18 protein-coding genes are annotated in these 22,590 nt (G+C 51.1%); 8 read left to right on the forward strand and 10 right to left on the reverse strand.

From position 1 onward, the window contains the following. Positions 1 to 128: 128 nt before the first annotated feature. Positions 129 to 620: a photosystem I reaction center subunit XI gene (locus tag IXB28_RS01060; protein WP_215616686.1), complete on the reverse strand. Its 492-nt coding sequence runs from the start codon at positions 618 to 620 to the stop codon at positions 129 to 131. Between the two features lie 522 nt (positions 621 to 1,142). Here IXB28_RS01060 and IXB28_RS01065 point away from each other — a divergent pair. The 4 genes from IXB28_RS01065 to IXB28_RS01080 all read left to right on the forward strand — a co-directional run bounded on the left by IXB28_RS01065 (position 1,143) and on the right by IXB28_RS01080 (position 8,276). Further along, entirely contained in the window at positions 1,143 to 5,006 is a 3,864-nt protein-coding gene (locus IXB28_RS01065) for a hypothetical protein (RefSeq protein WP_215616687.1), read from the forward strand. Between the two features lie 30 nt (positions 5,007 to 5,036). After that, the gene (locus IXB28_RS01070) at positions 5,037 to 5,873 is read left to right on the forward strand and encodes a hypothetical protein (protein ID WP_215616688.1); all 837 of its coding nucleotides are present in this window, start codon (positions 5,037 to 5,039) and stop codon (positions 5,871 to 5,873) included. A 579-nt stretch (positions 5,874 to 6,452) separates the two neighbouring features. Next, positions 6,453 to 7,388 carry a ribonuclease Z gene (locus tag IXB28_RS01075; RefSeq protein WP_215616689.1) on the forward strand — a complete coding sequence of 312 codons (936 nt, stop codon included), beginning with the start codon at positions 6,453 to 6,455 and terminating at the stop codon, positions 7,386 to 7,388. Positions 7,389 to 8,000: 612 nt separating this feature from the next. Next, a complete protein-coding gene (locus tag IXB28_RS01080) occupies positions 8,001 to 8,276 on the forward strand; it encodes an RNA recognition motif domain-containing protein (RefSeq protein WP_215616690.1) in 276 nt (91 codons plus the stop codon). Positions 8,277 to 8,523: 247 nt separating this feature from the next. Here IXB28_RS01080 and IXB28_RS01085 read toward each other — a convergent pair whose 3' ends face one another. The 8 genes from IXB28_RS01085 to rimO all read right to left on the reverse strand — a co-directional run bounded on the left by IXB28_RS01085 (position 8,524) and on the right by rimO (position 16,091). Next, a complete protein-coding gene (locus IXB28_RS01085; RefSeq protein WP_215616691.1) occupies positions 8,524 to 9,018 on the reverse strand; it encodes a hypothetical protein in 495 nt (164 codons plus the stop codon). A 136-nt stretch (positions 9,019 to 9,154) separates the two neighbouring features. Further along, complete coding sequence (cobU, locus tag IXB28_RS01090) at positions 9,155 to 9,703, reverse strand: bifunctional adenosylcobinamide kinase/adenosylcobinamide-phosphate guanylyltransferase (RefSeq protein WP_215616692.1); 549 nt, start codon at positions 9,701 to 9,703, stop codon at positions 9,155 to 9,157. Between the two features lie 255 nt (positions 9,704 to 9,958). After that, positions 9,959 to 10,600, reverse strand: coding sequence for a DedA family protein (locus IXB28_RS01095; RefSeq protein WP_215616693.1), 642 nt, complete (start codon positions 10,598 to 10,600; stop codon positions 9,959 to 9,961). Positions 10,601 to 10,844: 244 nt separating this feature from the next. After that, positions 10,845 to 11,393 carry an Npun_F5560 family protein gene (locus IXB28_RS01100; protein ID WP_215616798.1) on the reverse strand — a complete coding sequence of 183 codons (549 nt, stop codon included), beginning with the start codon at positions 11,391 to 11,393 and terminating at the stop codon, positions 10,845 to 10,847. A gap of 335 nt (positions 11,394 to 11,728) precedes the next feature. Continuing rightward, entirely contained in the window at positions 11,729 to 12,073 is a 345-nt protein-coding gene (gene rpsF, locus IXB28_RS01105; protein WP_215616694.1) for a 30S ribosomal protein S6, read from the reverse strand. Positions 12,074 to 12,189: 116 nt separating this feature from the next. Further along, complete coding sequence (locus IXB28_RS01110) at positions 12,190 to 12,696, reverse strand: Tic20 family protein (protein ID WP_215616695.1); 507 nt, start codon at positions 12,694 to 12,696, stop codon at positions 12,190 to 12,192. Positions 12,697 to 13,261: 565 nt separating this feature from the next. Next, a complete protein-coding gene (locus tag IXB28_RS01115) occupies positions 13,262 to 14,665 on the reverse strand; it encodes a DEAD/DEAH box helicase (RefSeq protein ID WP_215616696.1) in 1,404 nt (467 codons plus the stop codon). Positions 14,666 to 14,732: 67 nt separating this feature from the next. Further along, positions 14,733 to 16,091, reverse strand: a complete 1,359-nt coding sequence (gene rimO / locus IXB28_RS01120) for a 30S ribosomal protein S12 methylthiotransferase RimO (protein WP_215616697.1) — start codon at positions 16,089 to 16,091, stop codon at positions 14,733 to 14,735. A gap of 338 nt (positions 16,092 to 16,429) precedes the next feature. Here rimO and btpA point away from each other — a divergent pair, with 338 nt between their 5' ends. Further along, positions 16,430 to 17,236, forward strand: coding sequence for a photosystem I biogenesis protein BtpA (gene btpA / locus IXB28_RS01125; protein ID WP_215616698.1), 807 nt, complete (start codon positions 16,430 to 16,432; stop codon positions 17,234 to 17,236). Positions 17,237 to 17,497: 261 nt separating this feature from the next. After that, positions 17,498 to 18,415 (forward strand): vitamin K epoxide reductase family protein, encoded by a 918-nt coding sequence (locus IXB28_RS01130; RefSeq protein ID WP_215616699.1) that lies wholly within the window; start codon positions 17,498 to 17,500, stop codon positions 18,413 to 18,415. A gap of 159 nt (positions 18,416 to 18,574) precedes the next feature. Here the strand turns inward: IXB28_RS01130 and IXB28_RS01135 are convergent, their stop codons facing one another. Further along, positions 18,575 to 19,765 carry a PP2C family protein-serine/threonine phosphatase gene (locus tag IXB28_RS01135; RefSeq protein ID WP_215616700.1) on the reverse strand — a complete coding sequence of 397 codons (1,191 nt, stop codon included), beginning with the start codon at positions 19,763 to 19,765 and terminating at the stop codon, positions 18,575 to 18,577. A gap of 698 nt (positions 19,766 to 20,463) precedes the next feature. Between IXB28_RS01135 and IXB28_RS01140 the strand changes: the two genes are divergently transcribed. Next, a complete protein-coding gene (locus tag IXB28_RS01140; protein ID WP_215616701.1) occupies positions 20,464 to 20,928 on the forward strand; it encodes a cupin domain-containing protein in 465 nt (154 codons plus the stop codon). Next, complete coding sequence (locus tag IXB28_RS01145; protein WP_215616702.1) at positions 20,925 to 22,583, forward strand: CocE/NonD family hydrolase; 1,659 nt, start codon at positions 20,925 to 20,927, stop codon at positions 22,581 to 22,583. The genes IXB28_RS01140 and IXB28_RS01145 overlap by 4 nt, the downstream gene beginning before the upstream one ends. The last annotated feature ends 7 nt before the right edge of the window (positions 22,584 to 22,590 follow it).

Here is a 22,590-nt window from a genome sequence, read left to right on the forward strand (position 1 = left end):
ATCTAGTATCGTTGCCGATTTAGCCCATGTATCGATTTACCAAAACCTGAAAACTAAAAAACGCTCCCAATATGGGAGCGTTTTACATAGATTGAGGCTGGGTTAGTTAACTAACACTCAGTCCGAAACTATGAGGACCAGATACCACCAGCAACTTCTTGCAGAGGTAGTAAGTGGGGAGTCTGGCAAAGCAGATAGGCAAAGAATGCACCACTGCAGCCACCCACTAGGAAGCCGCTAGCAAAGTTGCTCCACCCTTCGCGAGTAGAAAATGCTTCAGGAGGATTGGGAGTTGTCAGCGTACCTTCAGGGCCAGCAGGATTAGCCGCACTGTAGATAGAAATTGCAACAGTCAGAATAAAGACAAAACTAACAGCTGCAATCACACCAGCCACAGCACCATAATCAGTGGCGCGGAGGGGACCCAGAATAGCAAAAGGACCGTAGAACCAGTAACCGTGAGCAACGCCTACTTCTAGGCCACGGCTAAATGGAGACAAACCTGCACGGTAAGCAGGCAAATTATTAATGTAAGTACGTGCAACCGCAGAGGAGTTAATCGGAGTCGCAACGTTACCCACTTCGGGGGCTCCAGTTGCGCTTGCAAAACTAGTTGCCATAAGAACGTCTTCCTATGTAATGGACAGTCGTAAGACGGGAAATTCGAACTTGCCGTTGCTATGCAGCAACGCCCATACAACGCAAACCAAACCGTTGAGGCTTTAGGCCATTTCAGTACCGCCGCTTCTACGCAATCACAGAAACAGAGCACCGACATGGCACATCGGCTGCATCTGAGGCCAATATTCTCATAGAAGCTCCCCGAAGATGGTGAATGCAACAGGTTTGTTAAGTACGAACGGGTATAACGTTAAATTACTTAACAGTCTGGCGCTGTGGTCTGCCGTCTGGAAAACCCATGGGAAAATCCTGGGGATAGGCCAGGGCCTATCCTGCCGCAATGCTTATGGGGCAGAAGATGTAGCCACAGCAGCTCCTAAGATTTCGGCCCACTTCCATAGACTTCGCCTGACTACGCTGATGTAGTTAGTGCCGACATCGGCTTCGTAAAAGTCATAGTCGTTGATAGTTTGACTGGCCACAATCTAGGGGTGAAGTATCCGTTGCCCTGTGGAGTTGGTATGTGGCTGAAAATTCCCATTGATCTTGAAACTGACGCTGCCAACGTTCATCTACTGAGGGAGCTAGATCGTTGGATCGCACTGGGGCTACTGAGTGAAGGGCAGGCCATCAATCTTGGCCGTCAGCTATCAAGCTCGTTGCCGATTTCCCAAAGGACGGCTGATGTCGTCGCCCATGAAAATCTCGCGGACCCCAAGCCAACCAAGCCCAGAGAGCCCATCTTTGCTGGGTTTAAGTCCCGGTTGGTGCAGTCATTTCTTGAGGAATTAAGCGTTCTGTGGCTGCTGTTTTTGGGGGTGTTTTTGGTCGTCGTGTCGTCGGCCGTGCTGGCGGCAAGTCGGTGGCAGTCTTTTTCAGTCGTGGGGCAATATTCCATTCTGTTGCTTTACACCCTTGCGTTTGGTGGGGTGAGCTATTGGGCTGGGACGCGCAGCCAGTTAAAAACAACCGCTCAAATGCTCAAAGCGGCAACACTGTTACTGATTCCATTGAATATGTGGATGATGGATGCCCTGGGGGTGGTTGCAGCTTCTAGGGTTCTCGCTGTTCTAGCGGGGGTGGGGTTGAGCGGTCTGACCCTGGTGCTGACCGCTGAGCGTCGAGCCGGGGGCAACCTTGTTGGCTTGAGTTGGCTCCATTGGGGTTGGGGGATGGCGGGTTGGCCCTTGGCCGCAGCCTATGTGGGGACGGTGGGTAGCGCCGTAAATCATTTATTGGGTGTTCGGGCCAACGATCGGGGTGGGGATACTACAGCGGATGCTCGGGGCCAACTGCCAGGGATTTTAATTGCCCTATCCCTTGCCATACTGCTGCTGCGTAGCTGGTGGATAGCCCAGGTGCCTTTGGCTCAGCTTGGCTTGGCATTGGGTGTCTGTGGATGGATGCTATGTCGTCTGAACTATCCAATTTGGTCTCGGTTGGGGGCGGGGCTGCTGGTGTTGGGCTGGCTGGGGACTGCGGGGGAGCAGCCACTGCAGGCTATGGGGGTGAGTGGTTTAGCCATTTGGCTATTGCGTCAGCGGTTACAGCAGTCGATGCCAGAACGTCAACAGGTAAGCACATTGGCCACACTGTGGCTGGTTGGGTTTCAGGCGGTTGGTTGGGGCTGGTTGGTTTGGCCCGTTGTTTGGCGCCAAGGGCTGCTGGCTTTTTTGGGGCAGTTTAGTGTGCAACCTGTCAGCGCGCTTAATTTTGCAGGGCTTTGGTTATTTGGTTATGTAGCGCTGATGCTGTGGTTTTCCAGGCGGTTTCGCCGTCAGGGGCAGGCCGCTTGGTCTGGGGTGACGGACCGTTTAACGGTGGGCTTCAGCTTGCTACTGGTGCTGTTGAACGTCACTCAGGTTGAGTCTTTTTTGTTTACGTTCAGTTTGGTGGGGCTGGCGGCTACGTTAGGGTGCCTGGCTCGCCTGCGTCAACCTGCCATGGGTCTGGTTTATGCCACCCATGGTGCGGCCTTAGCCACGGGGGTAAGTGGTTTGTATGTTGTGAGTGAGCAGCTGGGGGGCTGGGCCCAGGGGCAATGGGCGACGGTCTGGGTTGGATTAACGCTGGTGGAATGGGCCATTAGTGTGGCCAGCCATCGTTATCCTGGGTGCCGTCGAGCTGCTTGGTCTGTTGGCATTGGTTTAAGTGCCATTGGGTATTGTTTATTTTTGAATAGCTGGGACGGTGGGTGGAATCTGGCCTGGATATTAGTGCCCAGTATGTTGACGGTGATGGCCTATCGGCCGCCGTTTGAACGCCCTAAGCAGGCGACTAGGCTGGCGGTGTTGACCTTGGTGGGGCAGTTGATTTTGCTGCGGTCTTGGCCCATGGCAACGGTGGCTTTGGGGTTGGGGGCTGGGCTGCTTTGGGCCCACAGCCGTCGTTGGCCCACCCAGCGTGCATTGCCAGTATTTTCCATGGGCGCTGCTGTGGGCTGTATCCATGCAGGGGCTATTTGGCTGTGGTTACTGGATGCTCCGTGGCCCTATGGTGTGGGGCATTTCTTTTTGGTGGTGGCGGTGGTGGCCTCTGGGTTGACGATTTTGGCCCAGCTCCTGGCTCGTCGGTCGGGCAAATTATTTGCCAACTATTGCCTGGCCAGCCGTAGTTGGAGTTGCGGTCTTGCTTGGGGCTTGGCCTTGGGGCTGACGGGGCTGTTGACGGCAGATTTAAGTATTGCTGCCCCTAGGGCAATACAACCCTTATCCACAGATGGGCAAATATTGGTGCAGTATGGCCTAGGGGCCATGGCGTTGGTGCTCGCTCGCTTGAGCGTGGCTCGCCTGCGCAGCTGGTGGGAGCTGGCCTATGGGGTGGGTCTAGTGATCTCCATGGGAATTGCCTTGGCCCAGGGGGCTGTGCAGCCAGCTGCGATCGCAATGGCCATGGTGGCCCTGGCCCTGACCACCCAGCTGATGGGAACGGTGTTGGTAACGAAAAAACAAGGCACCTATCCGGTGAGCTGGCACTACATCCCCCTGGCCTATGGGGCCCTGGGGCTGGTTTTGGGCCATGCCAGCTTTACCGCCACCACGGGCTTTTATGCTGCCGTAGTGGGCATTGTGGCTGTGGCCATTGGCCGTCGCCAGCCCCATTTACGCCGGTTGGGCTATGGCGGTTTGGGGCTATTGTCTTTGGGGTTGTACGAACTGGTGGTCTATCGAATGCTGCAGGCAAGCGGTGGCGCCGCGGGGGATGGACTGACCCTATTGGCCTTGGTGGGGGCTGCGATCGCCGTGATCTATCTCCTGTGTCAACGCTGGATTCAGCGGTTTAGCCACCTCCCCCCTGTCGGTATTGCCCTGGCTGCACGACTGCACTGGATGCTCGGCGTCGCCCTGGCCACCCTGGCCATGGTTAGTGGCCATAGCCGTTCCGGCGTATGGCTGTGGCTAGGGGTGGCCACAGTGTTAGGCACACATGCTTTGCTCAAAGGCAATGCCCGGTGGTTTCCCATCAATGGTCTGTCCCAGGCCCAGGCAACGTCTCCTCTCCCAGAGGGGCAACCAGACGGTCAACCAGACCTTCAACCAGACAAGGCCTATAGCCAATGGACCTGGAGTGGGTTGACCATTGCCACGGTGGCGATGCCCTATGGTTTAGAGCAACTGGTGGCCAACCTCCACTGGATTCGTGGTTGGGGCTCCTTGGGGCTGTGTGTCGTGAGTTTAATTATTTATCAGCTGCCTTGGCAGCGTTGGGGATGGCCGGTGCGCCCCTGGCGACGCATGGCCCTGGGGTGGCCCATGCTGGGGATATTGTTTAGTCTGACCGCTGCGAAGACCCAGAGTTTGCTATTGGTGGGTGCCTTTTATGCCGTCATGGCTCAACGGCTGAGGGCCGTGCGTCTCAGTTACCTCAGTCTGATTTTGTTCAACGCCAGTTGGGGACGCTATCTGCTGGCCCAGGGATGGTTCACCTTGCTGTGGTTAGTCACCATGGTCAGTGCATCTGCTTTGTACATTTTAGAAGTGGATCCCCGCTGGCAACCCATTACCCTGCGAAAAGAACGGCACTATCTTCGCAGTGCCGCCACCTTTTTAATCGGGATAACCGCCATCTATCAAGCCGAGGTGGCCGCCACCCCATCTATGGTGCTCTTTTTTATCGGAGCCAGCTTGTTAATCAGCATCGGGTTTGTGCTCTTAGGGCTGGCAAATCAGGTGCGGGCTTACCTATATGTGGGGACCCTCACCTTCATCTTGCAAATATGGCGCACTATCATGATGTTTATCCGCACCGATGGCAGTACGCTTTGGGCCGTGGGCATTGTTCTGGGAATTGCCTTAATTTGGATCGCCGCCACCTTTGAGTCCCGTCGCACCCAAGTTAGAGATTTACTCAGACAGTGGTCTACCATGCTGCACCATTGGGACTAATCACCCCCCAACACGCCTCCTGTGATCTCCATGGCCACCAATTTGGACAAAATGTTGCAGTTTATTGATGACTATCAGCATCAGCGTCCTCAAAGTTCCTCAATTCAGGTGGTGCGTTCATTGCGGGCCTATACTCGGCCAGCCTATGCCAATAAATTTTGGGAGATGGTTGCTGGCAATAACCCTAAATTTATTCGGGGAGAATTGGACGACCAAACCGTAGTCCTCATGGGCCAGAGCATTGATTTTGCCCACTTTATGGCCGCCCTATCGGATCAAACCTGGGGGGGGAACCTCAGGTCTACCCTCACCGATGGGGTGCTGTGGCTAATGTCCAAAGCCGTTACGGGGCGAGGCTACGACAGCCGCGAATATACTGCGGCCATTGGCGATACAGCCCAGCCCATTGAGGTCTATCTCGATAAATATGGCCCGGACAGCTATAAACCGGAGGTGTTGGCCGAGCTATTGACTAAATTTGCGTCTGACCAAGACTATGCCTCTGATTTAGTCGCCTTTGTGGTCGGGCGGCTGCTATACGAAAACCCCACCCTATCGGTGAGGGATGCCATCTTAGAGGCCAGTTGGTTTAATTATTCTGATACGGTGCGGCGTTATCTTGTGGAGATGTTTGGGGCACGGCTATCTCACAATCGGCAAATTGTGAACGGTGTGCAGGTGAGGCAGCGAATTAAGGAACGCATTCGCGCTTACCTGATTATTAAGCGAGATGTGCTGAAGGGCAGTGTATTTAATCGCACCTATCGAAAACAGATACGTCCGGCTTTGATTGATCACGCTAGCGATTACTTTATCCATTACCTGCAGCAATCATTGGTCTATCACTATCAATTGTCTGAGCGTTAAGCAAAAGCATTGACGCGCCTAACCAATGTGATCAACCGATAAGAATCATGCATAATAATTCACCAAAAGAAAAATCGGCCCTGAATCAGGAGCCGATTTTATAAGTCTTTTGACTTTGCGTTTATCTCTCATTTGGAGGTGTTCGAAAATGCGTTTTGCGCACTGTCTAATTAATCTCCGTAGAATATTGTAACAATCAGTACAGTTTTTTCTGTGATGAATCTTCACTAAATTCCGATAAGTTCTTGCTAAGGATGGTCCGTAACCTTACTTAACGGTTGCTGCTCCACGGGTCTATCCTCCAAAACTAATTTCTGGAATTAGCGATAAAAGTCAAGAAATCTTGATGTTTGGCCCCTGGAATCTGGTTTTGGTCTGTACATTTACCGATGATCGGTCGTTCTATTTAGCCAAACGCTGTTCCACTCTGATTGACGAACGGCTAGGCTGCATCTGGAATTTTGTGGGTATTGCTGCTCCCCGATATGATTTCATGTAAGGCATGCTGATGCTGCGCGTTTTACAGGGCGGTCCATGCTCTTCTAACGCGGCACGAGCTTTTTTACCCTGGCAACTCCCTTGCAAATTACTTTTCTTGGAACTAGTTCTGGTGTTCCCACGCGGGCTCGCAATGTGTCTAGCGTTGCTCTGCGGCTACCCCAACGGGCTGAGGTTTGGTTGTTTGACTGTGGCGAAGGGACCCAGCATCAGTTTTTAAGAAGCGACCTCAAGTCTAGTCAGATTCGTCGCATTTTTGTGACCCACATGCATGGGGATCATATTTTTGGTCTGATGGGGTTGTTGGCTAGCTGTGGGTTAGCGGGGAATGTATCGCGGATTGATATTTATGGTCCGCCGAAGTTAAACGAGTATTTGCAGGCCTGTCGCCGATATTCCCAAACTCATTTTTCTTATCCCATTAAGGTGCATACGGTGGAGCCGGGGAAGGTGCTGGATGAGGGTGAGTTTTCGGTGTACTGCCAGCGTTTAGAGCATCGGGTGCCTGCGTTTGGTTATCGGGTGGTGGAAAAAGATCGCTCTGGGCAATTTGATGTGAAACGGGCGGCATCGTTGGGGATTCCCCCTGGCCCCATCTATGGTCGGCTGAAACGGGGTGAGGCCGTTACCTTAGGGGATGGTCGGGTGATTAATGGGGCCGATCTATGTGGAGATACGATTCAAGGCCGTAAGCTGGTGTACTGCACCGATACCATCTTTTGCGATCGCGCCATTGAGCTATCTGAGCACGCCAGTGTGCTCATCCATGAATCCACCTTTGCCCATCAGGATGCTGAGCTTGCCTATCAGCGGCTACACTCCACTTCGACCATGGCAGCCCAAGTGGCCCTCGCAGCCCAGGCACAGCAGCTAATTTTGACCCACTTTAGCCCTCGCTATGCACCGGGAAACAGTCTCCAACTGAAGGATTTGCTAGCAGAGGCCAAAGCCATTTTTCCCAATACCCTCATGGCCCACGATTTCTTTGTTCACAATGTAGCGCGAGTAGTGGCCTAGTCGGTTGCGATGTGCCACCGGGCGTGTGAGATCGCTACCCTGACTGATTGGGGATCGATATTTCCTGGGAGCGGCTTTTCGGCAAAGGAGCCTGAGGCAAAAAAAGCTTTTGCGTGGCATCGCTAAGGAGAAATGACTGTGGCTTGCTGAGATACTTAATCGTCTTTTCACGCCAGTATCACTCCAGAGCCATTCAATATCTCTTTAGTGCCATCAATGACTATGTTGTTGCCTTTGTCGCAATCAGTGAAATGAGTCCATAGAGACCTGTGATTGTGACCACTGTATCTGTGTTAAAAAGATCTTATACTTTTGCCCAGTGATTAGATGCTGAGGGCAACAGCACAGATATAAATTGGGCCGAAGTGCCGTGCAATCGGCTCGACAACGTCTTTGTGTTGTACCCATGGAGTATGCGGCTGTTACTAAGTGCTAAAACTAATGTAATCTTCCACTAGTTTCAGCAGCGTGCTCTTAAGCTATAGTTGCTTCAGAGAAAAAGATCGGTTGGTAACTTTTGTTTCTAGTATTAACGAATTTTCACGTTTTTCCATTGACATTTTCCTTCTCGAAACTTCCCTCTGTATATCCCTTAAGTTTTGGAGACAATTTATGTCAATTTATGTAGGCAATCTGTCTTATGATGCTACAAAAGATGATCTGATGTCTGTATTTACAGAATATGGAACGGTCAAGAGTGTTCACCTCCCAACTGATCGTGAGACCGGTCGCATGCGTGGCTTCGCTTTTGTAGAAATGAGCAGTGATTCTGAAGAGACTGCTGCTATCGAAGCACTAGATGGTGCAGAGTGGATGGGGCGTGATCTAAAGGTTAACAAGGCTAAGCCCCGTGAAGATCGCAGTGGTGGTCGTAAGAAAAGCTGGTAATAGAGTTCACATGGCTATTTAAGATCGACAAGATCGACTTTAAGCCATGTAACCTTTTTTAGTTCTAGAGGTTATCTCTAGCTGTGAGAGCTCAGGTATGTTTGCCTGGGCTCTCTTTTTATGGGCTACTGCTGCTTGCCCTAGGGTGGCGAACTTTTGGCTGACTGCTGTGCCCACTGCCTTGTGTGGGCCTATCGAAGACGATAAACCCTGGACCTAAGCAGCGCTCAGGCATCTCTAAAATTTGCTATTTCTCAGAGATGTCTGTATCCAGCAGATGAATTCTCTGCAGCTCACGTTCACCCTCCGCCTGATGACCACCTAACGGATGATGCTCATTGAGCCGAGTCTTTAAACGGCTGAAGTGCTTTTTATTATTGATGGGCATGTGGGGCGCAGGTAGCTCATCATTGGGCCAAGACTCCATATCACCACAGGAACATAGCCCTGCCACCGGCATCACTGCAGACATGGTCGTTGGAATACTGCAAAGGGCACAGTTTGTAATTTCCCAATGGGGGGATAGTAGCTCTTCGATGGTTTCGTTGGCACCATCTAGATAGCAATCGCGGCCATTTACAGCGATGACCGCCTGCCAACAATCCTGAAAAGCGCGGCTAAATCGATTGCCCTCTAGGACGGGCACAGGACGTTGCGTAGTTTGTCCATTATTTAGGTGTATAGGCTTGCCTAGCTGAAACCAATAGGCCAAATACGTTTGTACTTCTTGTGGGGATGCCATTTGACTACCTCGTACTGTGAAACAATCTTGGCTACAGCACGCTGACTGTCATAGGTTAATCCTAGCGTTGTAATTTTAGAAGTCCCCAGACGTTAACCTATTTTCAAGGTCTGTGATGTCTGCACACGATCACAGTTCAAGGGCTTTTTTTTGGAAAGGGGGTGCCCAAGTGCTTCAAATCTAAGGCATAACCCCCTGTGATTAAATATACCTGGGTTGCAATTTGGCCAATTTGCCTGACTAAGCTTCCCAATCGGTCACGGAAGAGACGCCCTAGTGGATAGGCCGGAACTAGGCCCCAACCGGTTTCTTCGGCCACAAAAATGACATCACACTCAGCGGTGGCTAAAGCGGCTAAAAGCTCATCCTGGCTATGCTGCCACGCTGTGTCATCATCATCCAAAAAATTAGCCAGCCAGGTACCTAAAGAATCTACCAACAGGCATTGGCTATGTTGGCCCTGTTGAATAGCTAACGCTAGTTTTCTAGGAACTTCCTGGGTTTGCCATGTACTTGGCCGCCGCTGACGATGTTTCTGAACCCGCTCCTGCCATTCCGTATCTTCTGCTGAGAGGGTGGAGGTGGCAATGTAAATCACCGATTTTTGCATCTTGTCTGCCCAATGTTCTGCCCATTCACTTTTTCCAGAGCGGGCAGGACCGGTGACTAAAATCAGCTCAGCCATTAAATCCAGTCATGGTTGTATTGGGTTTGACTGTAGTCAGAATTTAGAATTGTATACCCTCGATATAGCCAAGACACAAGGGAAATGAATACCCCAAAGGCTGGTCCTGCTCCAAAAATAATTAGTTCAACGCCGCTCATTGCATTGTCCCCAAGGTGACTGTGCCAATTATGATACTGGCCCAGTCGGGTTTACATCGGCGTATGCACTAAAAAAGGTGGGTCTAACGTATATATGTGTACGCAACTTGTCGCATTAGTCGGCCGCTGGTGCCTGTTGTCTTTTTTCCATCCACCAGAATATGCCAAGCCACAGTAGAACGAGGAATAGGATGGCAACGGTAAATTGCGTAACCCAACTTACTAGCGTTGCCAATGGAATTAGGCGACCTATGAAAAATGCCAGGGTAACCATGGTGGTACCCCATAGGCTAGCGCCTAACAAATTGCACAGTAGGAATTTCCAGTAGGGCATCTGGGCGATACCGGCCAAGGGGCCTGCAAAAAACCTTAGTAGTGCGACAAAGCGACCAAAGATGACGGCCTTGTCTGCATTTTGGCTAAACTGTTCGCGAATTTTGATTAGGTTGCTTTCGTCGATGCGCAGGAGGGTGCCCAAACGTAGTAAGAGCGACCAGCCCCCATAAAAGCCAATCCAGTAACCGATACTGTCGCCGATGACGGCGCCTGCGATCGCGCTAGACAATACCCATCGATAGGCGAGTTCTTCACTACCGGCCAAAAAACCACCCACTAGAGTTACCGTTTCACCGGGTAGGGGCAGCCCCATATTTTCAAGCATGATGCCAAAAAAAATGGTCCAGTAACCATAATCCTGCGCCAACGCTTGAATCGTTTCGAGTGAGAAGAAATCAAACGCGAATGGGACAGTGTGCATATAGGTGAGTTTACGTTTCTTATATTTTATTTATTTTTCCTTCTTATTGGGGCGCTTCTCTAGCTAAAACCACTGATTTTTCTTACTAAAGCCCAGACTTTCACCACTTCTCTACACAAAATTGATACACGATCCGTGAAACTAATGCCGAATTTAGCCAAACGCCATAAAAAAACCTCTCCGTCGGAGAGGTTCATCGCATATACGCAGTGATTATGAAATGCTTCGGATCAGCAACAAAAAATTAGACCTCAGCAAAGCTAGCCATAGTGGCATTGCCTAACATGGACTGGGGAAATGTGGGTAAGTCTAGGCAATGCTGAGTGCGGCGGGTGCGCACTGCTAAGCGATAACTCACATTTTGGAGCTCAGCATTGAGCTGTCGATTTTCCTGCTGAATATTGGCAACCCGATTTTTTACCACCAACATACGCTCAGAAAACTTTTGCTTATAGATTTTTGGCAGTTCTTGAACGACCTGCTCCAACATGCGAGTACGGTCGGTTAGTTCACCGACAGTTTGACGCATCTGTTGAATTTCCTCATCCCGGCTAGAAATTTGCTCTTGGTAGAAGGCCACCTGCTTTTCTACGCCTTGCAGCTGTTCTCGTAAAGCCCGTACCTCAGCCTGATGACGCTCAGAAACATCTGGGGAAGGCAAGAAATCCTGATTGCCTTTGACTAGGCGAAATAATTCTTGAGATAGCTGCTGCACCAGCTGGTCTCTCATATGTAATTCGTCCTGCAATCGTGCAATTTCTACCTGCGCATCAGATGTTTTTAACTGGGTCAGTGGGGCCACGTGATCACTCCTACAGTACTAACGATGACTTCTTAAGCGGTATTTCATGGGTCAATGTGCCCACAAATTTAGCACCAATTCTGTAAATTGCAAGGGGTTTATGCTTTTGCTTTGTAATTTACTGCAAAAATCGCAAAAAAAGACGCCGTAACCAATACCAGACGGTCACGACGTTCATTTAGAAAAAATTACCGTTAATGTTCTCCGAAACTACTCGCCGATAAAGCGTTTAGTCAAATAATTTCCGATTACCAAAAGCGCATCGGAGGCGAACATCTTCAAAAATAGTGGGATTCAGCTATGAATTAAACCGCTGAATCAGTTCCCTAGGAACCTAGCGGTGCTGCAGAAGACGGAACTTCAGCTTCAGCCGCTTCTTGGGGCTCATCTACTACCAACGTCAGGTAGCGAATCACATCTTCACTGAGACGCATATCCCTCTCCATGGGAAAAATGGTTTCTCCTGGAGCCTGATAATTCATCTGAATGTAAATGCCTTCGCGATAGCGATTGATTTCATAGGAAAGACGTCGCTTGCCACGGTGCTGAGTTTCTAGCACTTCACCGCCTTTCTCTTGAATCATGCCTTGATACTTACCGATAGTATTATCAACGGCCTCGTCGCTGATATCGGGCCGTAAAATATACATGGTTTCGTAGAAATTGCTCATGGCTTCTCCTTATGGACTTAAAGGCTTGGTTATTTCACCAAGCAAGGATTAACCATCATAGCAGTATGGCCAGCACAATTTTTTCCGTTGCCCGCATTTAGGGCAACAGAGCAACCTTAAAAGCGACCAATTTGCATATGGACGGCTTCAGAGATAGTAGGAATTTCTGGGTAACGGCCCATTATGCATTGAAAAATGGAGTAGCCAACGGCGGCGACACCACCAAACAACAGAACGTTGTAGAACGTATCGGTAATGAGCTCTAGACCCGGAACACTGATTAAATCTAACAGGATGCTACCGATAGAGATAATGAAGCCAATTAGAATGGCTTGCAGCGTGTTGAATCGAATGAAGTGACTAATATTTGAATTGCGCACCACTAAAAAGAACAGTGCGAAAAATACGGCAATGGAGCCCAACCCAAAGGGGACCAATCCGTAGATAAACATAACTGGTGAGACCAGTAAAAATAGAATATTGCCAACGGGCGCTAATGCCGGGAAGTTGGAAATGAGCTTAAAGATTGCACCGCCGACAATAACCGCATCGAACAGTGGTAAAAAGTAAGGTAGGCAGCCCAGTAGCTTGTCAGAAGTGTCAGTTGTGCTACGCCAAGTCATAGGAATTCTTTGAAAGCGTTATTAACGAAGGCATGTTCTCAGCATAGCGCAGGTTTAGGGCGCCATCTTGATTTAGGAACCGTAGAACCAGTTGTAACGCTGTCCATCAGGCTGCTTTAGGCCCACGGCATCGCTCCAGGAAGCCATGGACTTCCATGGCTGTTCTACACCAAAATATCAAGGCGACTTTTAGCAAATGCGTCAGGGCACTGGCTTAATCAAGCAGATGAGCTAGGTCTTGGCAAATGCCACAATTCAATAGTCACAAGGTCTAAAGGACTCTAAATTGGCAAGACGAAAGCCCATCTGGCACTGATATTGGGGGAGCTCGGTAGAGGATTCTAACCTTTGAGCACACCCCAACTTGCCTTCCCGTAACCGAGGCTCACCCGTGTGACTCGCCATCAAACAGCTAGAGCAAACCGATGTGGATGGCAGTACCTGATCGTTTAGCAGAACAACTAACACGCCTGACATGCCTCCTAGAACGGACCCTATGCCCATATTAGGCGAGGTATACGAAGGCGGAGTATAACTTTACTCAGTTTTTACGGGTAATGGTGTTCTATGAGGCTGGCGTTTCCATGCGACGGCGGCGACGGGGACCCCCGCGACGGTTCCGCTGACGGCGTGGTTCTTCTTTTGCCATGTACTGTTCCTTGTCGCTGCGCATCCAAGTAGGCCGTGTTTGGTCGTAGGCCATTTGTAAGGCGGCGGCAGCTACCGTATGGGGGTCATAGGTTTCGGTGAGCTGGGAAACGATGGGCAAAAAGGAGGCCAGGCGCTCGCTGGTGACCGCCTCTTTCATTTGGGTTTGTAATTTTTCAAGGGAGCGAGCGGCAATTTCCGCCCGTGTTGGTACCTTGCAGAAGGTGAGTTCCTGCTTGAGGTGCTGCTCGATTTGGCGCACCTGATATTTTTCTAAAGGATGCACAATGGATACGGCTCGTCCTTCTTGACCTGCCCGTCCAGTACGACCAATACGATGCACATAGCTATCTAAGTTGTCAGGCAGTTCGTAATTGATCACGTGGGTGAGGTTGTCCACATGGATGCCTCGAGCCGCAATGTCTGTGGCCACAACCCATTTCACTTGCCCTTGCTTAAACCGCAGCAATAGCCTTTCGCGTTGGGCCTGGTTTAAATCGCCATGGTATTCATCCACACTGTGGCCAGCAAACTGGAGCTGACGGGTTAATTCAGCGGCGGTGCGACGAGTTCTTACAAAAATAATGGCGGATTCTGGATCTTCCATTTCCAGAATCGGCATCAGGGCCCGAGGTTTGCTCCAGCCGGGGGGCACAACATAGGCTAGCTGAGAAATTCTCTTAGGCGCAGTATTTTGTGCCTTAACTTTGACGGTGACGGGAGACTGGAGGAACTTCGCTGCCAGTTCGCGCACTGTGGGCTCCATGGTGGCGGAGAAAAACGCAGTTTGCCGCTCTGCTGGGGCGTGGCTCAAAATGTTTTCTACATCCTGAATAAAACCCATGTTCAGCATTTCGTCGGCTTCATCCAAGACCATCCAGCTCAACTGATCGAACTTAAGACCGCCGCGGTTGAGTAAATCTAGGATGCGCCCTGGTGTTCCTACCACCATGTGAACTCCACGTCGCAACTGGCTAAGCTGTCGTTCGATGGACTGCCCACCGTACACAGGCAAAACATGGAGTTGAGGACTATGGCGCAGGGTCTGTACGGCTTGACATACCTGCATTGCTAGCTCACGGGTAGGGGTGAGTACCAATGCCTGTACCGCCCGCTTGTTGATGTTAATTTGCTCCAAAATGGGCAAAGAAAAGGCGGCGGTTTTGCCTGTTCCCGTTTGCGCTAACCCCACGACATCATGACCGGCAAGCATGTGGGGAATGGCTTGCGCTTGAATTGGAGTCGGCTCCTTAAAGCCAAGTTCCTCTAGATGTTGAGTTTGAGGGTCAGACAACCCAAGGTCAGCAAAAGACAATGTCATTTAGTCTCCTTTCGAGGTCATTTAAGACGGACAGGTGGGCCAGTAAAGGCGGGTAGACAAGGGAAATTTAGGAAGAAACGCTCACGGACTCCCTGGTTAGCAGGGATTTAGCCGAAAGTACGGTGCCAAATAAGTCATAGGTATCAGCTCCAGTAATCTCGATGGGAACGATTTTGGCGAGGGCAGGCGCACCTTTGACATAGACCAGACCATCCACATCTGGAGCAAACCTTGCAGAACGTCCGATACATTCACCCTGGCTAGGACTTTCTTGCTCAATGAGAACATTCACGACCTGACCAATTTGCATTTGGTTTCGTCGGAAGGAGATCTCCTGTTGAGTGAGCATCAGTTCTTCCCGACGCTGATGCATGATCTCTGGATCAACCTGATTTGGGAGGGTAGCGGCTATGGTTCCTTCTTCGGCCGAGAAGGTAAATACACCAACGTGGTCAAACTCATGGCGCTGGACGAACGCTTTGAGATGTTCAAAATGTTCGTCGGTTTCGCCAGGAAAACCAACGATGAATGTGGTGCGCAATACGGCATCTGGCAATTCTTGCTTGAGTCGTTGGATCACATCATCGTTTACGCGCCCTTGCCATGGACGATTCATGGCTCGCAAGATCTCGGGATGGGAGTGCTGTAAGGGCAAATCTAAATAGGGCAGAACATTGGGGGTGCTGCGAATTGCTTCTAGTACTTCGGAGGTGAGCCCGGTGGGATAGGCATAGTGCATGCGCACCCATGGCACATCGACTTCACCCAATGCGCGCAAGAGCTCAGCGAGCTTTGGCTTGCCGTATAGGTCAACGCCATAGTTAGTGGTGATTTGCGAAATTAGTACCAGTTCTTGTACGCCCTCTGAAGCTAGCTGATGGGCTTCTGCCACGATAGATTCGATGGGGCGAGAACGCTGATTGCCCCGTAAATGGGGAATGATGCAAAAGGCGCAACGATAGTCACAGCCTTCTGCAACTCGAATGTAAGCTACCCCTTCGCTGGTGGTGCGGTAGCGGGGAACGGTTTCGTCGGCGATGTAGGTCGGCTCTGCGGAAATGGCTTTTACCCGCTCACCGGCTTCCGCCCGTTCGATTACGTTAACGATGCGATGGTAGTCGCCTGTGCCGATGAGGGCGACAGCTTCGGGGATTTCATCCAATAGCTCGGACTGAAAATGCTGGGCTAAACAACCTGTGATAACAATCTTTTTGTCGGCCTCCGCTAGCTCCACTAGGGTTCGTACCGATTCCTTTCTAGCTTCTTCAATGAAGCTACAGGTGTTGACAATGACGTAGTCAGCAAGCTCCTCGTTGGCATCTACTTGATAACCCGCCTGAACCAATAGGCCCAGCATATGTTCAGTATCAACACGATTTTTCTCACAGCCAAGGTGAGAAATAGCGATGGTTGGCTTATGAACCATAAAGTCTTATGTGAGGGAAAATAGAATGTTAGTCTCCAGAGCAGGCGTTGCGATCGCACGGATGACTTAACACCTTACCCTACCACTTTTGATCAGCCAAGAACTACCAAGGAATGGCCACATGTCTTTGACTATCAAGTCACAATCGGGCAGCGATTGTTTTTGCCTGGTTGAGGAAATTATAACATAACTATACAATTCTGGGGGCTTTCCCGATGGAAGGTTCTTCTATATCCCTTAGAAGGTTGATCTGCCCTACCTTTGATGTTTTCTGTGGGTATAAAAAATGGGTAGATCAACCACATAGTTAAGATCCCGCAATATGTCTTGGAGCCCCTGTGGAGTTAACGACACTTTTTAAGACCCCCAATCCTGTCATTGGCGTTGTTCATTTATTGCCTTTGCCCACATCTGCCCGTTGGCAGGGGTCACTGTCGGCGGTGGTGGAGCGAGCGGTGCAAGAGGCCGTTGCTTTGGATTCGGGTGGGGTGCACGGCATCATCATCGAAAATTTCTTTGATGCCCCCTTTACGAAAAAATCTGTGGACCCAGCGGTGGTTAGTGCGATGACGGTGGTGGTCAGTCGCTTGCGGCAGCTGGTGACCTTGCCCATTGGGATTAACGTTTTGCGTAATGACGCCCGCAGTGGGCTAGCCATTGCGGCTTGCACTGGCGCTGAGTTTATTCGTGTGAATGTGCTGACTGGGGTGATGGCTACGGACCAGGGGGTGATTGAAGGAGATGCCCATAACTTGATGCGCTATCGGCGAGAGCTAGGGGCGGACGTTAAGGTGCTGGCGGATGTGCTGGTAAAACATGCGGCTCCGGTGGGGGCTTTGCCGGCTGACACGGCGTTGGCGGATGCGGTGGCGGATACCATCCACCGGGGGTTGGCCGATGGGGTGATTGTGTCTGGCGTGGCCACTGGGCAGCCGCCTAGCCGTGAAGATTTGGCTCGGGCAAAAGCGGCTGCGGGGGCAACGCCCGTTTTGGTGGGCAGTGGTGCCACTGTTGGGAATATTGCGGGGCTGATGCAGTCGGCGGATGGGGTGATTGTGTCGAGTTCGCTGAAGCGTTGGGGGCAAATTGAACAACCGATTGACCCAAACCGTGTGGGGCAATTTGTGGATGCCCTGGCATTTTAGGTGTAGATAAAGAAAGGGTTCGGTATGGGGGATTTGCCGTGGCTGATGTGGGGGGATGAATAACGATGCTGTGGGCCCCGCTTTAGGAGCTGGGTCGGCCAAACAAAATCGGCCCCAGGATCGGCAACGTCGATAATTTTCTCTACCGAAGCCCCTATTTTTTGTCTAAGATGCAGTCGGGGCTATTTTTAACAGTATTTTTTGTCTAAAAACAGGCCTGGCTTTTGTGTAGTTTGACGAACTGGAATTTATCTATTCGCTATGGGACGTCGCCGTAAGGAAAATCGTGGGATTTATCGTTGGTCACGCCCGGCCATCGGTGCGATCGCAACCGTTGGAGCCCTAGGTACGGCTTATCTGACCGTCATCAAGCTGATGGGCAACAGCGCCGCTTGCCCGGTCAAAGGGTGCGATCAGGTACTAACCAGTGCCTATGCCGACGTCTTTGGCATTCCGCTCACCCTGTTTGGCTGTCTGGCTTACCTGACTATGGGGGCCCTATCTTTAGGTCCGCTCTTAATCAATGGTGACGGCAACAGTAAGCAGCGCCAACAGTTGGAAGATACCACCTGGCCCCTACTGTTCATCGGTGCCACGGGCATGATGGTGTTCAGTGGCTATTTGATGTACCTGCTGGCCACCGAATTGAAGGCCGCCTGTCTGTACTGTATTGCCTCCGCCTCATTTACGCTGTTGATGTTTATTCTGACGTTGGTGGGGCGTCAGTGGGAGGACCAGGGCGCTTTGGTATTTCGCGGTGTGATCATGGGGATGGTTACCTTGGTGGCAACCATTGGTATGTATTCCATCAGCATCAACGGCCCTTCGGCGACGGCAGCTGGCAACACCGGCCCAGCGGTTACCAATACATCGGGCGAAGCCGAAGTGGCTTTGGCTAAGCACCTAAAGGAAGTGGATGCCAAAATGTATGGTGCCTATTGGTGCCCCCACTGTTTTGACCAGAAGCAGCTCTTTGGCAAAGAAGCGAAGAAGTACATGCCCTACATCGAATGTGCTGATGACGGTGCCGATTCCCAGACGGAATTATGTCGTTCGGTTCCTGAGATTAGCGGGTTTCCCACTTGGGAGGTCAATGGGCAATTTCTTGCGGGTACTCAGACGCTATCCACTCTGGCTGAGGCTTCGGGGTATACGGGGCCGAAGAATTTTAAGAATTAACGTCTAGGGTTGAACCAACGATCGTTTTAGATGTTTCTAGGTCCAGGTAAGGCGCACTTACCTGGACCTATTATTTGGGCTGCCGCCCATATGCAACCTCGGTTGCCTGCATCCGATATCCTAGGGCGCCCGAGCACGGCTGGTTTACCGATTGGGCCCTCACCCAAAGTTGATTTCCAGTAGAGATAGGTCGTCGCCCACCTCTACGCTGGGCACGGTGGCATGGCTGATTAGCTGGTCTAGCTGACCTGGGCGTGGGCATTTAACAATGTGGTCAATAAAGCTATCGAGGCCAAAAATTTCCCCAGGTTCAGACATTTCTGTTTCGGGGACTTCGTAGACGCCGTCGCTAAAGATATAGAGATAGCTATTGTCTGGAATGGAGCAGCGTTTCCAGGTATAGGTCGTGTCTGGCATCATGCCGATGGGCATGCCTGGGGTGCGTAACCGCATGGTCTCAGCGGTCATTAGGGGAAGTTCTGTTTTCGGTGTTTCGTCTTCTGGCTGGGATAGCAAAATGGCGGGGGGATGGCCGGCGCTCGCATACATGAGCTGACGATTTACCCGGTTGTATACGCCGTACCAAATGGTGAAATACTTTTCGTTTTGGTCGGTCATCTGAAACATGTTGTTCAGACTTTCGAGCACCTTGTCGGGCCGGTAGAAGTTGGTGCCCGGTAAGGACTGCGATCTCAAAACATTCAGAACTGATGTGGACAGTAATGCGGCCCCTAATCCATGCCCTGATACGTCCAGCAAATACATCACCAGATAATCAGGGTCTAGCCAATAAAAATCAAAGCAGTCTCCACCTAGCTGTTGAGAAGGCAAAAAGCGAGTTTGAATCTTAACCGGTGGTTTGTCCGTATCTTGAGGTAGAAGCGACTGCACATAGGATGCCGCCTCGGCCAGTTCATTTTCTAAATATTGCTTTTGTTTCTTCAGGTCGCGGGTGAGCTGACAAAGACGCATGCCGGACTTTACCCGAGCCTTGAGTTCGGCCATGTCGATCGGCTTCATCAGCAGATCGTCAGCGCCAGCCTCCAATGCCTCGACGCGGCTTGCGGTTTCCGCATGGGCCGTAATTAATAGAAAAGAGCTCATGGACAAGTCTGGGTGCTCTTTAAGTCGGCGGCAGATTTCTAACCCATCGATGTTTCCAGGTAGTCGCCAGTCACACAAAATAACGGGGGGCGTAATCGCTAACGCTTGGTCTAGACCGTCAGCCGCAGTTTCGGCAATGGCCACACGATACCCCTGACTCTGGAGCATGCGCTGCAGAATACGCCGAATAATTGGATCGTCGTCGATCACTAAAATATCTGCGATGGAGTTATTTGCCTTGACCATTACAACGATACGATGCAGAGGTTCATTAGATAGTGCGACAGCACCATCTCCATGCTTCTATTTGCCATTGGGCTGTTTGGTTTCCTACTCATGGCATAAGGCCCTATCGAAATCGCTAGCAGGGTATCGACTATCGAACGATGTCAAAACTCAATCAACTCTCTCAGTAAATAACGATTGACTGATTGGCTGTTTTAGCTAGAGTGTACCCTTCTAACTTCTGCCTGTGCAGGTGATTGACAAATCAGCGTCTTATAGATGTCCAAAGGAAATTTTTAAAAACAGAAAAACAAATATAAGGATTTAGCGAGTAGATCGTGTAGACGCTTATTTTATCAGCCTACAGAGGATAATTCTGGTTCCCCTAACCGTTCGTGCAATTGTACGGTTATTTTCTGAGATTTCCTATGTGACGTGTCGGTGATGAAAGTGTGCCCAGGGAGAAAAAATAGACGGTCGTTTGGGAGACCGCTGGGCTGGCGTGTGTTGATGATGACGGCGTCGTTGAATCGTCACAGGTGACAAATTATTGCAAGACCGTCCTGGGGGTGAATGGGATTTTTACCCTGAAGAAGCGTTACCACGTCTTTGCTGATGGAGAGGTGTGTGCCATCGCTCACCCTTTGTAGACGAATCAGTTTGACCGATGCAGCTACATCGGTACTCAGCAATGCCTAATCAAGTTTTATGGAAAAATCATGGAAAGTGTTTGTACGCTGCCAACTAGCTGCGTTCTACCGGTCTTAAAATCCCCCTGCGATTATCAAGTTTTTCGCATTACTCCAGACGATAAAAACCGTTTGGCTTTGCTGGTGGACCCCACCCAGGGCCATGCTGCGTTGACCTGCTGCGTAGAAATTTTTGATCAGGGTGGACGTACACCCTCCCATCGGCATCAGGTGGCTGTGGAAATGTTTTATGTACTTCAGGGCGAAGGGCGTGTGGTCTGCGATGGTAAAGTATCGATGATTCGGACGGGGGACAGTATTTTAGTGCCCTCCCATGGCATTCATTTTGTGGAAAATATTAGTGCGCAGCGGCTTTATCTACTGAGTGTAATGGTGCCTAATGAGGATTTTGCCGAACTGATTCGCCAAGGTGTGCCGGCGGAGTTGGATGAGGAAGATCTGTCGGTATTGGGGCGTACGCATTGTTTTAGATGACGTCTGATTGGTTGTTAGTTAAACCGAAGGAAGTGCATTCTTGCCTGACCCGAGATGGGGTGAGGCTGGATGCAGATGTGTATTGCCCAGAGGGGGATGGTCCGTGGCCAGTGTTGTTGATGCGCCAGCCCTATGGCCGAGAGATCGCATCCACCGTGGTCTATGCCCACCCCACTTGGTACGCCGCCCAAGGCTACATTGTGGTGATTCAGGACGTGCGCGGTCGCGGCACCTCAGGGGGCGACTTTAAACTCTTTGCCCATGAAGTAAATGACGGTTACGACACCGTGCAATGGGCGGCTCAGTTGCCTAACAGCAATGGTCAGGTGGGTATGTATGGGTTTTCTTACCAGGGGATGACGCAGCTCTATGCGGCCCAGGCAAAACCATCGGCTTTGAAAGTGTTAGCCCCAGCCATGGTGGGATATGACCTATATCAAGACTGGGCCTATGAAAATGGAGCGCTGAGGTTGCAGGCCGGGCTGGGCTGGGCGATTCAGTTGGCGGCTGAAACAGCCCGTTTGCGGGGGGATGACCTTGCCTTTAATGCGTTGCGGTCGGCTTCGCGTAACTTGCCCCTAAACGGTGCTGTGACGGCCGAGCCAGATGTTTTGAGGCAATATGCGGCTGATTCGTTTTGGCATGACTGGGTTGCCCATCCCCAGGATGATGACTATTGGCAAGGGTTGAAACCTAATTTGGCGGATGTGGACTTACCCATGCTCCATGTGGGGGGCTGGTTTGATCCTTATCTAACGGGGGATATTCGATTATTTAAAGAGATGGTGCGCGGCAGCGCCCACCTTCAGCATTTGTGGGTAGGCCCTTGGACCCATCTGCCCTGGAGTCGCAAAGTAGGGGAGATGGACTTTGGCCTAGGGGCGCTCAACCCCATTGATAAATTGCAGGTGCAGTGGTTTGACTATTGCTTGAAGGGCAAAGGTCGGTTAGATCATGGCCTAACCGAGCATGGTCCAGTCCATTTATTTGAGATGGGCAGTAACTGCTGGCGATGTTTTGATGCGTGGCCCTCCGGGGGAAAGGTACGGCAATATCAATTGCAAAGTACCGGTTTGGCGGGGATGCGTGAGGATGACGGGCAGCTTGTGTTGTCTGAGGTCGCCGTGCTGCCTGATGTTGCCATCGGCGATGTGCTGGTGCATGATCCCTGGCGGCCAGTGCCTGCGTTGGGGGGCCATGGGAGCTGGCCGGGGGGGAGTTGCGATCGCACCGCCTTGGATGGTCGCAGCGATATCCTGACCTACACCACCTCCCGACTGGAAGGTGACTTAGCGGTAGCCGGCGAGGTGACCGTGGCGCTAACGGTGGAGACAGCTGCGGCTAGCTACGACATCTGTGCTGTGCTGTCAGTGGTGCAGCCCGATGGCCGTGTGTTTAATCTCACCCAGGGCTATCGGCGCGTTGCCGAGCCTGGCGATGTTCCCGTCACGGTGCCGCTGCAACCCACCTGTTTTCGCCTCAGGGCTGGTCAGGCGTTGCGTTTAAGTCTCAGTGGCGCTTGCTTTCCTGCCTATCCAGTTAATTCTGGAACGGCTGCAGAGATTAACCATGGGGTGCCAACGATGGAGCATCAGGTGATTACCCTGGCGATTCATCAGGGCCCAGAGACTGTGCTGGTTTTGCCCCTGGGGTAGGGGCAAA

The sequence above is a fragment of the Leptothoe kymatousa TAU-MAC 1615 genome (genome assembly GCF_018739865.1).
GTDB lineage: Bacteria > Cyanobacteriota > Cyanobacteriia > Phormidesmidales > Phormidesmidaceae > Leptothoe > Leptothoe kymatousa.

Excerpts from the sequence above, each read along its gene's own strand:
- IXB28_RS01135 (WP_215616700.1), bottom strand. The coding sequence starts at position 19,765 with ATGGTCAAGGCAAATAACTCCATCGCAGATATTTTAGTGATCGACGAC.
- rimO (WP_215616697.1), bottom strand. The coding sequence starts at position 16,091 with ATGGTTCATAAGCCAACCATCGCTATTTCTCACCTTGGCTGTGAGAAA.
- IXB28_RS01145 (WP_215616702.1), top strand. The coding sequence starts at position 20,925 with ATGACGTCTGATTGGTTGTTAGTTAAACCGAAGGAAGTGCATTCTTGC.
- IXB28_RS01115 (WP_215616696.1), bottom strand. The coding sequence starts at position 14,665 with ATGACATTGTCTTTTGCTGACCTTGGGTTGTCTGACCCTCAAACTCAA.
- IXB28_RS01110 (WP_215616695.1), bottom strand. The coding sequence starts at position 12,696 with ATGACTTGGCGTAGCACAACTGACACTTCTGACAAGCTACTGGGCTGC.
- IXB28_RS01130 (WP_215616699.1), top strand. The coding sequence starts at position 17,498 with ATGGGACGTCGCCGTAAGGAAAATCGTGGGATTTATCGTTGGTCACGC.
- IXB28_RS01080 (WP_215616690.1), top strand. The coding sequence starts at position 8,001 with ATGTCAATTTATGTAGGCAATCTGTCTTATGATGCTACAAAAGATGAT.
- rpsF (WP_215616694.1), bottom strand. The coding sequence starts at position 12,073 with ATGAGCAATTTCTACGAAACCATGTATATTTTACGGCCCGATATCAGC.
- cobU (WP_215616692.1), bottom strand. The coding sequence starts at position 9,703 with ATGGCTGAGCTGATTTTAGTCACCGGTCCTGCCCGCTCTGGAAAAAGT.
- IXB28_RS01095 (WP_215616693.1), bottom strand. The coding sequence starts at position 10,600 with ATGCACACTGTCCCATTCGCGTTTGATTTCTTCTCACTCGAAACGATT.
- IXB28_RS01070 (WP_215616688.1), top strand. The coding sequence starts at position 5,037 with ATGGCCACCAATTTGGACAAAATGTTGCAGTTTATTGATGACTATCAG.
- IXB28_RS01085 (WP_215616691.1), bottom strand. The coding sequence starts at position 9,018 with ATGGCATCCCCACAAGAAGTACAAACGTATTTGGCCTATTGGTTTCAG.
- IXB28_RS01065 (WP_215616687.1), top strand. The coding sequence starts at position 1,143 with ATGTGGCTGAAAATTCCCATTGATCTTGAAACTGACGCTGCCAACGTT.
- IXB28_RS01060 (WP_215616686.1), bottom strand. The coding sequence starts at position 620 with ATGGCAACTAGTTTTGCAAGCGCAACTGGAGCCCCCGAAGTGGGTAAC.
- IXB28_RS01140 (WP_215616701.1), top strand. The coding sequence starts at position 20,464 with ATGGAAAGTGTTTGTACGCTGCCAACTAGCTGCGTTCTACCGGTCTTA.